This window comes from Cellulosilyticum lentocellum DSM 5427 (assembly GCF_000178835.2).
Taxonomy (GTDB): domain Bacteria; phylum Bacillota; class Clostridia; order Lachnospirales; family Cellulosilyticaceae; genus Cellulosilyticum; species Cellulosilyticum lentocellum.
Window position 1 is genome coordinate 2,702,923 of record NC_015275.1, and the last position, 14,451, is coordinate 2,717,373.

General features: G+C 34.6%; 7 protein-coding genes. 2 read left to right on the forward strand and 5 right to left on the reverse strand.

Annotated features, from left to right (window positions below; translation table 11 throughout):
- Positions 1-93: 93 nt before the first annotated feature.
- Positions 94-1,464 (forward strand): argininosuccinate lyase, encoded by a 1,371-nt coding sequence (gene argH, locus CLOLE_RS12435; protein ID WP_013657472.1) that lies wholly within the window; start codon positions 94-96, stop codon positions 1,462-1,464.
- 99 nt (positions 1,465-1,563) lie between these two features.
- Here the strand turns inward: argH and CLOLE_RS12440 are convergent, their stop codons facing one another.
- From CLOLE_RS12440 to glgB, 3 genes are all read right to left on the reverse strand, one after another.
- Positions 1,564-2,112: a hypothetical protein gene (locus CLOLE_RS12440; protein WP_013657473.1), complete on the reverse strand. Its 549-nt coding sequence runs from the start codon at positions 2,110-2,112 to the stop codon at positions 1,564-1,566.
- 55 nt (positions 2,113-2,167) lie between these two features.
- Positions 2,168-2,785 (reverse strand): hypothetical protein, encoded by a 618-nt coding sequence (locus CLOLE_RS12445; RefSeq protein WP_013657474.1) that lies wholly within the window; start codon positions 2,783-2,785, stop codon positions 2,168-2,170.
- A 144-nt stretch (positions 2,786-2,929) separates the two neighbouring features.
- Entirely contained in the window at positions 2,930-5,503 is a 2,574-nt protein-coding gene (glgB, locus tag CLOLE_RS12450) for a 1,4-alpha-glucan branching protein GlgB (RefSeq protein WP_013657475.1), read from the reverse strand.
- A gap of 147 nt (positions 5,504-5,650) precedes the next feature.
- On the opposite strand from glgB, the gene CLOLE_RS12455 reads away from it, so the two are divergent.
- Positions 5,651-7,048 carry a hypothetical protein gene (locus CLOLE_RS12455; protein ID WP_013657476.1) on the forward strand — a complete coding sequence of 466 codons (1,398 nt, stop codon included), beginning with the start codon at positions 5,651-5,653 and terminating at the stop codon, positions 7,046-7,048.
- A 78-nt stretch (positions 7,049-7,126) separates the two neighbouring features.
- Here CLOLE_RS12455 and CLOLE_RS12460 read toward each other — a convergent pair whose 3' ends face one another.
- Together CLOLE_RS12460 and CLOLE_RS12465 are read right to left on the reverse strand one after the other, a co-directional pair.
- Positions 7,127-9,934 (reverse strand): calcium-translocating P-type ATPase, PMCA-type, encoded by a 2,808-nt coding sequence (locus CLOLE_RS12460; protein ID WP_013657477.1) that lies wholly within the window; start codon positions 9,932-9,934, stop codon positions 7,127-7,129.
- 134 nt (positions 9,935-10,068) lie between these two features.
- On the reverse strand, positions 10,069-14,289 hold the full coding sequence (locus tag CLOLE_RS12465) for a 2-hydroxyacyl-CoA dehydratase (RefSeq protein WP_013657478.1): 4,221 nt from the start codon (positions 14,287-14,289) through the stop codon (positions 10,069-10,071).
- Positions 14,290-14,451 lie beyond the last annotated feature (162 nt).

Sequence of the window (14,451 nt, forward strand, 5' to 3'; positions counted from 1 at the left end):
AACCAAGGAGTGTTCAAAACTAATTATTTTCCTAGTTTTGTAACACTCTCTTGTTTTACCATTATTTAATTATTCAACTCAAGGAGGATTACTATGAAATTATGGGGTGGCAGATTCGCCAAAGAAACCGATCAACTTACTGATCACTTTAACTCTTCGATTTCTTTTGACCAAAGATTATATAAGCAAGATATTATCGGTAGTATTGCACATGTAGCTATGTTAGGTGCTCAAAATATTATTTCCATGGCAGAAAGCGACGCCATTATTAACGGATTAAATTCTCTTTTAGAGGATATTGAAAAAGGTGACATTACCTTTAACGAAAAAATGGAAGATATTCATATGAACATCGAAGCTTTACTTATTAGCCGTATTGGTGATGTAGCTAAAAAAATGCATACTGGACGCAGTCGCAATGATCAAGTAGCCCTTGATGTAAGACTCTACACTCGTGATGAGATTATCACTTTAAAAGTGATGCTTAAGGAATTAATGCAAACAGTCATTGCACTAGCAAAAGATCATACAAATACCATTATGCCGGGCTATACTCATTTACAGCGTGCACAGCCTATTACTTTTGCTCATCACCTTATGGCTTACTTTGAAATGTTTAAACGTGATTTTAAACGTTTAGAATTCACTTATGAAAATACTAATTTTCTACCTTTAGGTAGTGGTGCCCTAGCTACTACTACTTATCCTTTAGATCGAGATGCAGTTGCTAAAAGCTTAGATTTTAATGGTATCTGCGAAAATAGTATAGATGGTGTTTCAGATCGTGATTTCTGTCTTGATTTACTTTATACACTTTCTACTTTAATGATGCACCTTAGCCGTTTTAGTGAAGAAATTATTTTATGGAGTAGCCATGAATTTCATTTCATTGAGCTAGATGATGCTTATAGTACAGGGAGCTCTATTATGCCTCAAAAGAAAAATCCAGATATAGCAGAATTAGTTCGTGGCAAAACAGGCCGTGTATATGGTAATCTAATGAGTTTATTAACGACTATGAAAGGACTTCCTCTTGCTTATAACAAAGATATGCAAGAGGATAAAGAACGCTTATTCGATAGTATTGATACACTTAAAATGTGCCTTCCTATTTTTACACAAATGATTAAAACCATGAGAGTTTGTAAAACTAATATGTACACTGCTGCTTCCGGAGGATTTACTAACGCTACTGATGCGGCCGACTATTTAGTTAAAAAAGGACTCGCTTTTAGAGATGCACATGAAGTAATCGGTAAGCTTGTTCTGCATTGTGTTACTACACATACCACTTTGGAGGAACTTCCTCTTGAAACCTATCAAATGATCCACCCTATTTTTGATGAAGACATCTACGAGGCTATTTCACTAAAGACTTGCGTCAATGAACGTCAAGTAAAAGGGGGACCAAGCGAAAAAGCGGTTACAGCTCATATAAAAAGCGCTGCTGATTGGTTGCAATAACTTTACATGAGATCTTTTAAATCTTTTAATAGTTCTTTTGAATAACAATATAGCGTGCTATCTTCTTAGTGATAGCACGCTATATTATTATTTATTCATTTAAATTGGAATAGGAGTATCTAATATTTGTTTAAAAATAAAATAATTAAAAATTTCAGCTTTAAAAACCTCCATGGTTCTTATAAAACGTTGCATCGAGTGGTCAGTTAGTGAAACCTCTAATTGCCATTGTTCATAATAAGCTTCAGCCATTTCTTTGCTACTCATTTCATATAAATTCTTTAAAAATGCGTAATTATATTCATACCCATGCATGACCTCCAGCTCTTCTTCAATAGTTGTAGCCAGTTCTACATATAGTTCTTGACCCACTAACCATAGCTTACTAAAAAACTGCCACACAGCTGTAGGTGGAATAATAATAATAGTAGCCTGTGAATACGCATAGAATGTATTCCTATAGACTCTATTCAAATCAATAATAGCATAATCTATAGGCTCATGAGATACTGTTAGCAGCTCATATAATTCATCTTGCTTACTCACTTGCTTTTGACATTTTAAAATCCACTTTAAATTTCTATATTCATAAAAATAAAAACATCTTGCATGTGCATGATCCGCTATTCCTTGGCATACTAATTGCATAGTCACCCTTCCTTTTTATTGAAAGTGTAGACTACTTTACTATTTTTTAAACATTTTATTCTTGCATAGGTACATATTCAAAATACATCACCTTATCTATCTGTAAATTATAAGCAACTGCATAAGCTAGATTTCCCGCTTTCATACTTAACATCTTAAGCTCTGGTGTCTTCTCATCTGATTGAATAGCATCTACTGTAATAGGTACATCTTCAGCTACTAATCCCTTGTCCTTTAGAAATGCTTCACAACGAGCTTGTACTTCTTCATCTGTCAATTCTAAAACTGGCGCTTCTGTTACATACTGATAAATCATTCCTCTTATCTCTTTAGTAGCTTCCTCCATAATAATCCCGTAGAACTCCAAATCACCTTCTACTTTATTTTCTGATTCATCTTTAGCTGTTAATGATAATATATTTTCTAAGCCACTATCTTCTTTAGCACGATTACGCACTGCTCCTTTTGTCCAATCTTCTGTTTCGCTTACTTCAATGTCAAAATACTTCTTAAGTGCTGCTTGTGCACTAGTATCTAATTCATTAATAAGCGTCGTATCAGTAATAGCCTCTTCTACATAGCTACTTTTAGGCATTATAAATTGTATGATAAACATCCCAGCTAAAAGTAGGGCAATGATTACAAAAATTAAAGTTCTTAGTCTCTTATTCATATGGTCCTCCACTATGTTTATGATTAATCTCTTTATTAGTATACACTAAAAATATGCAGGTTTTATAAAAATCTAACTTCCTTTTCACAAAAAAGACAAGTATGCGTTTCTTTGCGTACTTGTCTCCTAATCATAGATACTTCTTTACTTTTTAGCTTTACTTACATTTTTCTTTGTTTTACCAGCTGTTTTCTTTTCTTCTGTACTTACTAAAGGAGAAGCCTTTTCTTTGACGATTATTTCCTCAGTCTTATTAGAAGCTTGCTGCTTTACTTTAGTTTTTGTTTCTTTAGTTTTTGTATCCTTGGTTTTTGTTTCTTTAGACTTAGTTTCTTTGGCTTTTGCATCTTTAGCCTTTGTTTCTTTAGTCTTTGGTAGCACTACTGCTTTTTCTATTTCTTTGTCCTTCTTTGATTTAATTGTTTTTTTAGCCGGTATTGCATTTGCGACTACTTCTGTAGCTACCTCTTTCATATCTTTATCTGTAGCTGATTTCACTGATTTAGTATTCTTCTTTACTGATTTTTTCTTTGCCTTAAATACCATCATACTAAGTGGGGGTATAGTGATTTCTATACTATAGGGTCTACCATGCCATCCTGTTTCTGTAGCTTTTACCACGCCATTAAGCGCGTTACTACCACCATAAAGTGCTGCATCACTACTTAATAGTTCCTCGTAATTTGCCAGTGTAGGTACCCCTATTCGATAGTCTGTGTAACTTGCTGTTTTAAAGTTAATAACCACTACAAGTTCTTCCCCTGTTTCTACATTTCTTCGTAGGAAAGAAATAATACTCTGTTCTCTATTTTCACAGTCAATCCATTCAAAATTCTCATAGCCATTGCCAGTTTCCCATAAAGCCTTCTCAGATGTATATAGCTTATTAAGTGCTTTCACCCACGCTGAAATGCCTTGATGTTCTTTATCATTTAATAAATCCCAATCTAAAGCAACCGCTTCATTCCATTCTTTAGTTTGTGCAAATTCGTCTCCCATAAATAACATCTTTTTCCCAGGATGTGCATACATATAACCATATGCCACTCTTAAATGAGCAAATTTTTCAAGCCTTTCTCCTGGCATCTTATAAATCATAGACGCTTTACCATGAACAACTTCATCGTGCGATAAGACTTGAATAAAATTTTCACTAAAAGCATACATCAAACTAAAGGTAATCTTGCCATGTTCTCTTGTACGATCAGCTGGAGGCGTCTTCATGTAACTCAAAAAGTCATTCATCCATCCCATATTCCACTTAAATCCAAAGCCAAGTCCACCTTCAGATACTGCATACGATACTTTTGGCCAAGCTGTAGATTCCTCTGCAATCATCATAATACCTGGTACTTTTGAATAAGCTACCTCATTGAGCTGTTTTAAAAAAGCAATAGCTTCTAAATTTTCCTTGCCTCCATATTGATTTGGAATAAAATCCCCTTCTCTTCCATAATCTAAATATAACATCGAAGCAACAGCATCTACTCGAAGTCCATCTATATGATAACATTCTAACCAAGAAAGAGCACTGCCAATTAAAAAGAGTGACACTTGTGGTTTTCCATAATCAAAAATAAGTGTTCCCCAGTGTGGATGCCATGCTTCTTTCTCATTTGCTTTTTCATATAGGGCTTCACCATCAAATTTTTCTAAGGCAAATGCATCTTTGGGAAAGTGTGCTGGTACCCAATCTAATAAAACACCAATATTATTCTTGTGCATCATTTCTACAAAGTATCTAAAATCATCTGGTGAACCGTACCTACTGGTTGGCGCAAAATAGCCTGTTACTTGGTATCCCCATGACCCATCAAAAGGATGTTCTACAATTCCCATTAATTCAACATGTGTATAACCCATTTCTTTCACATAATGAGCAAGTTCATCTGCTGCTTCACGATAAGTATAGAACTCTCCATTATCGTGTTTCTTCCATGAACCAATATGTACTTCGTAAATGGATACGGCTTCTTTATAAGGTGCTTTTTTAGTTCTAGCATTCATCCATTTCGTATCTTTCCACTTATATTTTCTCATATCATAAACAACCGCTGCATTATTAGGTCTAACTTCATAATAATTGGCATAAGGATCTGTTTTATATAATAGTTCCCCTGTTTTAGTACGCAGTTCAAATTTATATAAATCCCCTTCAGCAAGCCCTGGAACAAAAAGTTCCCAAATACCTTGATTGGCAATCTGTCTCATTGGATGTCTTCTACCATCCCAATTATTAAAATCTCCTATCACACTGACACGCTTAGCATGAGGTGCCCATAATGCAAATCTAACCCCCTCTACGCCATTCACTTTTATAAAATGTGCGCCCAGTTTATCATAAACCTCGTAGTCTTTTCCTATTCCAAATAAATAAAGATCATCTTCAGTAAAAGTAGAATCAAATTGATAAGGATCTATATAACTCCATGTGTGCCCCTCATCATCTTCACATATGAGTTTATATAAAAATTTTTCTTGCTTATCTTCTATAACGCCTTCAAAAAGTCCCTGATACCCCTTAAAGTAAAGCGGATAATTTTTCTCATCCTTTAAATCTACTACTACTATTTGTTTCGCCCCTGGGCAAAATACACGTATAATCTGTTTTTCTCCTTGATTAAGCAAATGTGGACCAAGTATACTATGTGGTGTAGCTAAGGTGCCTTGTTCTAATAACTCAAATTGTTTTTCCATTAATAAATTATCATTTCCCATCTTCTCACCTCTTTATTTGATTTTAATATATTTTTAAAAATTTTTCAATCTTTCAAGCCAGTTTCTTACATCAATTACAGATACAAGCTTGTCTTATTTCATAAAATTGTATATCCTAATGATACAGATTAAGAAAGGAGTCTTATAATGCACCAACATAACGACCAATTATTTACAGTTATTTCCTATTCCTATAGTGAATATATTCAAGCACAAATAGATTTACTCAATAATTCTTTGTACTTTTCGACTATTTATTTTGATGAAGAGACTTTTCATCTTCAAGAAAGCTTAAAAGAAATTTTTCTTTCATTACCAACTCTGTTATCGGCGGGTTCTTCAAGTAAAGAAGCTTGTGCTACAGAGCTTTTAAACTATCGTGCTACTCTAGAACAAAAATTTCGCTGTTTAATTGCTTATCAAAGGGAACTTACTCATATCGTGACACTCAAACAACAAGCTTTTTCCTTAACTAAAGATTATTTGGAAGAATTAGGCCTTACCGATATTGACTCTACACAAATTGATTATGAAAAATTAGCATTAGATTGTACCCATTATGTTTTCAATGAAAATAAGGAAACTAGCATTCAAAAAAAGGCCAGTGAACTTTTACCTTATATTCCAATTAAACTAACTAAAGAGAATTATTTAGCTTATTGTAAAAAAAGCATCACGCATATTGCTATTCAAGATACACCTGAAGCAGCTAGTCACCTGGTTTCTATTTTAAAACAGCTTTTCGATGGTACAGATTGTCCTCAATATGGTCAACATTTTTCAGATCTTGTTGAATCCTTAGATAACCTTGCTATCTTAAATGATCTCACAGATTTATTTGAAGAAGCTAATTTATTAAACGAAACAATAGAAACCCTTATTGATATGCTTCATCATATGCATAAAACCATTTGTACCTTAAGTAATCTACTTTTATTTGATCAATTAGATTTTACTGACATTACTGATATGCATGTAAGTTTTTCTGACCTTTATTACTCTTTAAAATCTGTTTTTCTTAATGAAAGCGAATCAGAAGTTCTTCTTCCTACACTTAAAGAGCGTTTAGAGAATTTAACAAAAGAACTTAAACAAGAGATGCAAAAAGTAAGTACTACTGCTCAAGTAAATCCTTTCTTCAATTTAATGCAATCTTATCTCTCTATGTCTATTGATCAGATTTTTGGATTTACTACCGTAAAGAAATCTAATTATAGTACTGACGTATCTATGATTATTGAAGTGTTCATAAATGACCTTCGTTCTAAGCTATTTGCACTTCCTACATTAGAGCGTAAATGCCGCATGCAGTATTTCATTAGTAATATACCTTTTGTGATGTCTCATGATAATTTAAACACTTATATTCAAAAAGCTTTTACCCATCTTAAAACACCTGAGCAAGGTGTATTAACTGCCATGCAATTAAGTAGTATTCTTGAGCAAGCAGGTTATTTCCCTGCCATTAAAGAACAACCTATTATCGAAGAAGATTTAGAAAATGATGATGCTGCTACACGCTTCCTAGCAGAGCATGGTGAATAATACTAGTTCATATCAAATTGACTTCATGTAAAAATGGCTAAAATTCCTTTTGGGGTACTTTAGCCATTTTATTTTTAACTAAGAAAGTCCTTTTCGACTTCTCATACCGACTTTTTTAACCTGCTTGACTGCACTTTTAGCCGATCGTTTTAACATTCTAAGTGCTTGTTTTATAAGTTCATTGACAATAACAACGAGTGCACCACAACCAATGATTTTTAACCACATTTCTTTAGATAACGGAATAGCATTAAAAAATGCACCACAATATTGAATCATTACAATCTGCAGCACCGCTGTTAGTAATATAATTTGTAAAGCTAATTGGTTCTTAAATAAATTAGGAAAAATACTACCTGTTCCAAATTCTCTACAGTTAAATGCATTAAATAACACACTAAATGCAAATAAACTAAATAGAACAGTCTGAACTTCACTAGCATTACCATTGACAATGCTTTGTGCACCTAAAAAGTTATATCTTATTTGCAAGAAAAGAAGGGCTGTAATAAAGGTACTATTAATAATAATCGTTCGTAGCATAAATCGATTAATAATGGGGGCTTCTCTTTTAATAGGTCGTCTTTTCATAACCGCGCTTCTAATAGGCTCAAGCCCTAATGCCAATGCCGGAGGTCCATCCATAATAATATTAATCCATAAAAGATGAATGGTCGTAAAAGGCATATCATACCCCATGATTTGACTTATAATAGCAATAAGAAAGGCAATAATATTTACCGTTAGCTGAAATTGAATAAAGCGTTGAAAATTATTGTAGATGCCTCTTCCCCACTTGATAGCCTCTACAATCGTACTAAAGCTATCATCTGTTAAAATAATATCTGCTGCATTTTTACTGACTTCTGTACCAGCAATGCCCATTGCAATACCCACATCCGCTTTAGTTAAAGCTGGGGCATCATTAATCCCATCTCCTGTTACAGCTACAACCTCTCCATTTTTTTGAAGTGCCTGTACAATACGCATTTTTGTATCTGGCTTAGATCTAGCTACAATGGCAATATGTCGTATTTCTTTTTCTAAATCCTTATCACTTAAGGCATCAATATAACTTGCTTCTACAGCTTTTTTGCCATGTCCTACTAATCCGATTTCTTCGCCTATGGCAATAGCAGTCTGCAAATTATCACCTGTTAACATTTTTGTTTCAATCCCTGCACCTGCTGCTGTTTCTATTGCTTCCTTCACGCCTGGTCTAAGAGGATCCTGAATGCCTACAAAGCCCTCAAATACTAATGTTTCTTTCCATTCTTCTCGCCCAAGCACATTATAACTTGTTGCCATACGATGACCTGCAAAAGCTAAAACACGCATAGCCTGTACTTGTAATGCCTCAATTTCTTTTAAAATCTGCTTCTTACGTTCATTCGTTAATGGTTTAAGCTGCCCTTCTGTTTTTTCAAAACCACATTGATTTAATATAATTTCAGGTGCACCCTTTGAAAAAATTTCATAATTATTTTCTTCTTTTGCTATGGTAAGCATATATTTATTTTGTGAGTTAAATGGAACTTGCTTGACAACCTCACTTCCTAGTCTCGTACGTGCATAATCATACTGCTCACATAAAAGTAGTAAAGCGCACTCTGTAGCGCTTCCTATGTATTTCACTTCTTTTCCATGCACCTGTAAGTCTGCCGTACTATTAATCATACAGTTTCTTACAAAATCTGGATAACGCTTTAATTCAGCCTCATTTTTAAAGCTTCCTTCCAAATACAGCTTAGCCACTTTCATTTTATTTTGAGTTAATGTTCCTGTTTTATCACTGCAAATCACACTCACTGAACCAATTGTCTCACACGCTTCTTTTTTTCTTACCAATACATTAATTTTAGCCATTTGTTTCATGGTAATGGCTAAGGTAATATTAATCATAGTCGGTAGTCCTTCAGGTACTGCTGCTACAATTAATGCGACACATACCACAAATGCTGTTTTCATCTCTGGAAAACTGCTCACAAGTGGACTAAGCGAACTTAAAAACTGATGGGTACTGCTAAAATCTAAAGCTAATTTACACCCCTCAATAATTTGAACAATCATATAAACAAATAACATACCTGCTACTGCGGTAGAGACTTTGGAAATGGACTGAGCTAAATGATCCATTTTAATTTCTAGAGGTGTACTTTCTTCTTTGCTTCCTAATGCTTTTGCAATATATCCCATTTCTGTTTCATCACCTGTAGCTGTAACAATCATCTTGGCTTGTCCTGAAGCAATTAGCGTCCCTCCAAAAAGCATATTATACTGTTTTGCTGGAATAGGATCTTGATAAATCGTTTTACCTTCTAGTGTTAATTCTTCTTGCTTAATAACGCCTAACTTCTTCTTAACATCATCAGACTCGCCTGTAAGCATGTCTTCCCTTACCTTTAAATCATTACACGATATAAGTCTACCATCAGCAGGAACTTGATCTCCTGCTTCTAAAAAGATAATATCTCCAGGAATGATTTCACTTTTATGTATGAGTATTTTTTCTCCTGAACGTAGCACCTTAACCTGTATATCTTCTGTCATGCGATTAAGGGCTTCTGCTGCTTTTTTAGATCTACTTTCAGTTAATAAGCCTATCGTAGTGCTTAAAAGTACTGCAAAGCAAATGCCTATGGCATCATGATATTCTTTAATCAAAAGGCTAATGGCTGCAGCAATAAGTAAGATAACAATGAGTTGTTGAGTAAGTGTCTCTTTTATTTCTTGAAGTAAACTTTTCTCCTTCGCTTTAGTAAAAAGGTTAGGGCCATACATCTCTAATCGCTTTTCTGCTTCTTTCGGGGATAACCCCTGACTAGAATCTACATGGTGCTCTTTATAAATGTGCTCTATATCTTGGTTATAATACTTGTTCTCCATTGTTTCCTCCCTATCTCATCATCAAGTCTTTATTATCATATATATACAAGCTTGTTTTATAATATGACTAAGAGCGAGGAGTTTATTAAAAATACAAAAAACAGACCTGTTATCCAAGGTCTGTTCTATGTAAGTTATACTTTTGAAAGGTTTTTAAAAGCAGTTGCCATCATTAACTTAATGCGATTAAGTTGATTGACATGAGAAGCTCCTGGATCATAATCTACTGTTACCACATTGGATAATGGATAAACACGTCTCAGTTCTTTTACCATCCCTTTTCCTGTTACATGATTAGGTAGGCAACCAAAAGGTTGCATACACACCACATTATTAGCACCATCTTCTATTAAACTAATAATTTCCCCTGTTAAAAACCAACCTTCCCCCATTTGATGTCCAAGAGACATCACTTTACTAGCAATCTGTGCTAAATGTTCTATACTATGGGGAGCGGTAAATCGCTGACTCTTCTCTAGTGCTTTTACTATAGGTTTTCGCTTATGATCCAAATAGTACATAAGCGCCTCTGCCCCTATTAATCCCTGGATAGGCTTACTCAGTTCATGATATTTAAATTTACTATTGTACGCACAATAATAGAAGAAATCTAAAAGATCTGGCATGACGGCTTCTCCACCTTCTGCTTCGATGGTTTCCACCACTTCATTATTAGCATAAGGATGGAACTTAACTAAAATCTCTCCTACTAAACCAACTCTTGGTTTCTTTACATCCGTCAAAGGCAATGTATCAAATTCATGAATTAATTGTTCAACATTCTTCTTAAAGTGTTGCTGGTTACCTGTAGCTACATTTTCTTTTCCTATACGACACCATTTTTCGTACAAGGCATTAGCAGAGCCTGGTACAGCTTCATAGGGCCTTACGCGATATAAAACACGCATGAGTAAATCGCCATATAAGATGCCCATAACAGCTTTATTAGCAAGTCCCAAGGTCAATTTAACACCTGGATGAGCCTCTAAACCTTGTGCACTCAAAGAAATAACGGGTACATAGCTTAGTCCACTATCCTTTAAAGCCTTTCTTAAGAAACTAATGTAATTAGAAGCGCGACATCCACCACCTGTTTGCGTAATAATAAGGGAAGTATGATGTGGGTCTACTGCACCACTTTTGAGTGCTCTTAGCATCTGACCAATAACAATGATTGCAGGATAGCAGGCATCATTATTAACATATTTAAGACCCTCTTCTACATCTTGTGGGCACACTTTTTCTAATACTTTAACCTGATACCCACTACTATTAAAAGCAGCTTCTAAAAACTGAAACTGTATGGGTGCCATTTGTGGTACCAGAATAGTATGGTCTTTTCTCATTTCTTTAGTAAAAATAATCCTTTCATCACTAACAGGGATGACTACCTTCTCTGCTAGCTTCTTACGTTCAGCAATTGCAGCTTTTAAAGAACGTATACGAATTTTAATAGCTCCTAAATTAGCACCTTCATCAATTTTAATAAGTGTATAGATTTTACCTGAGCCCTCTAAAATTTCTTGAACTTGATCAGCTGTTACTGCATCTAATCCACAGCCGAAAGAAGTCACTTGCATAAGCTCTAAATCATCTCTAGTACATACAAAATGCGCTGCTCTATAAAGGCGATTATGATAGGCCCATTGATCTAATACACGAATAGGTCTCTCTATTTCAGCTAAATGTGCTACTGAATCCTCTGTTAAAACCACTAATCCTTCTGCTGTAATGAGTTCTGTAAGGCCATGATTAATTTCTGGGTCTAAGTGATAAGGTCTCCCGCTTACTACTATTCCCTGTAGTCCTTTTTCCTTCATAAAAGCAAGTGTTTCATCACCTTTATCAGCTATATCCTTTCTAAAAGCTTCTTGCTCATCATAAGCTGCTTTTATAGCTGCTGCCATTTCCTTTTTAGGAATCTCAAAACTTTCCATAGCTTTAGTCATTTGCCTAAGCACACCTTGAGGTGAATCTAAGTTTAAAAATGGATGCATGAATAATACATTGGCTTCTTTTAACTCATCCATATTATTTTTAATCACTTCTGGATAAGACGTTACTATTGGACAGTTATAATGGTTATCTGCTGTTTGGTCTTCTTTTTTCTCATAGGGAATACAAGGATAAAAGATAAATGAAACCCCTTGCTCAATTAAGTCTACAATATGCCCATGAGTTAATTTCCCAGGATAACAAACTGATTCTGATGGAATCGTTGAGATTCCTTTTTCATAAATCTTTTTACTTGACCTAGATGAAAGTTGTACTTTAAACCCAAGCTTAGTAAAGAAGGTATACCAAAATGGATAATTTTCATATAAATTAAGCACACGTGGCAAACCTACAGTTCCTCTTGTTGCCATTTCCGTACTTAATGACTCATAAGCAAATAAGCGCTCATATTTATAGTTAAATAAATTAGGCAACTCTTTTTTGCTTGTTACATGACCTAATGGTTTTTCGCAACGATTACCATAAATAAATTTTCTACCATCATTTAACGTATTGACTGTAAGAAGACATTTATTTTCACACCCTTTACAGCGTGTAGGCGTTTTCTTTATTTCTAAATGAAGTAATGCTTCTTTATTTAAAAGCTGATGAGGTGCTTCTGACTTTCTTTCTTTTGCTAGAAGTGCTGCACCATAAGCGCCCATTAATCCACAGATATCAGGCCTTACAACCTCACGTCCTAAGGTTAATTCCATCGCTCTTAATACGGCCTCATTATAGAATGTCCCTCCTTGTACAACCACATCACCTTGTATATCTTCAGCTGTACGTAACTTAATTACCTTATATAAAGCATTCTTAATAACAGAATAAGAAAGGCCTGCCGAAATATCGCCAATTGCTGCGCCTTCTTTTTGCGCTTCTTTTACTTTAGAATTCATAAATACTGTACAACGTGTACCAAGATCTACTGGTTTGTTCGCTAATAATGCTTTTTCACTAAAATCTTCAACACTAATCCCTAAGGAAGTACTTAACATTTCAATAAATGAGCCACAGCCAGAAGAACAAGCCTCGTTTAAAATAACAGATTGTACAACACCATCTCTAATCTTAATGCACTTCATATCTTGTCCGCCAATATCTAAGATGAAACTAACTTGATTAGAAAATGCTTTAGCACCTCTATAATGGGCAATGGTCTCTACTTCTCCATGAGTAACTTTAAAAGTATTTTGAATAAGTGCCTCCCCATATCCTGTCACACAGGAAGACTCAATATGTACTTGTTCTGGTAAGCTATCGTATAAAGCCATTAATTGTTCTTTAACTAATTTAAGTGGGTCTCCTTTATTACTACCATAAAAAGAATATAAAAGCTCATTATCTGTCCCAATCAGTGCTATCTTCGTTGTAGTAGAGCCTGCATCTATTCCTAAAAAAGCTTCTCCTTTATAGGATGAAAGGTCTCCTGTTTTCACTTGCCACTTTTGGTGTCTCTCTCTAAAGGCTATAATCTCTTGTTCTGATTTAAAAAGAGGCTCTAGCGTTTGCCTGATTCCTGTATCACTACTCATATGATGCAAGTCTTTTATAAGCATTTCTAAATCTATAGCCTCTTCTTTATTAGCAAGTAAAGCTGCACCTATAGCTACAAAAAGCTCTGGTTTCTCAGGCACAACAACTTCATCCTCTGTGAGTTTTAGTGTTTCAACGAAACGTTTTCTAAGCTCTGATAAAAAGTGTAATGGCCCACCTAAAAATGCCACTTTCCCTTTAATAGGCTTTCCACAAGCTAAAACACTAATGGTTTGATTAACAACAGCTTGAAAAATAGAAGTAGCAATATCTTCTTTGGCTACGCCTTCGTTGATAAGAGGTTGAACATCTGTCTTCGCAAAAACACCACACCTTGCAGCTATTGGGTAAATCACATGATAGGATTTTGCCATTTCATTGAGCCCCATAGCATCTGTTTCTAAAAGCGTAGCCATTTGATCAATAAAAGCACCTGTACCACCAGCACAACTACTATTCATACGCTGTTCTAAACTACTCTCAAAATAGGTAATCTTTCCATCTTCACCCCCTAATTCAATAGCTACATTAACATCTTCTATATAGGTTTCTACAGCTTTGGTACATGCAATAACTTCCTGTACAAATTTGAGTTTTAGAAGAGAAGCTATTTCCATAGCACCTGAACCTGTACTAACAATCTTTACCTGTACACTACCTAAGGCTATAAAACTTTCTTTTAATAGCCTTTCTAATGTGGTTTTTACATCCGAAAAGTGCCTTTCATATTTAGAATAAACTATTTCATCTTGTTCATTTAAATAAACAAGCTTGATAGTTGTTGATCCAACATCTATCCCCAAATTTAGCTTTCTGTTCATATACTACTCCTTTTGTTCTTTAACTCTACTTATAATATATTCTCTATGTTTATCATTTCTTATTATATAACATTTTCAATAAATTACTAATACATTATTGAAATTTTAACACTATATTATTTGCTGATAAAATACAAAATTCGATTTTATTTCGAGCCATCT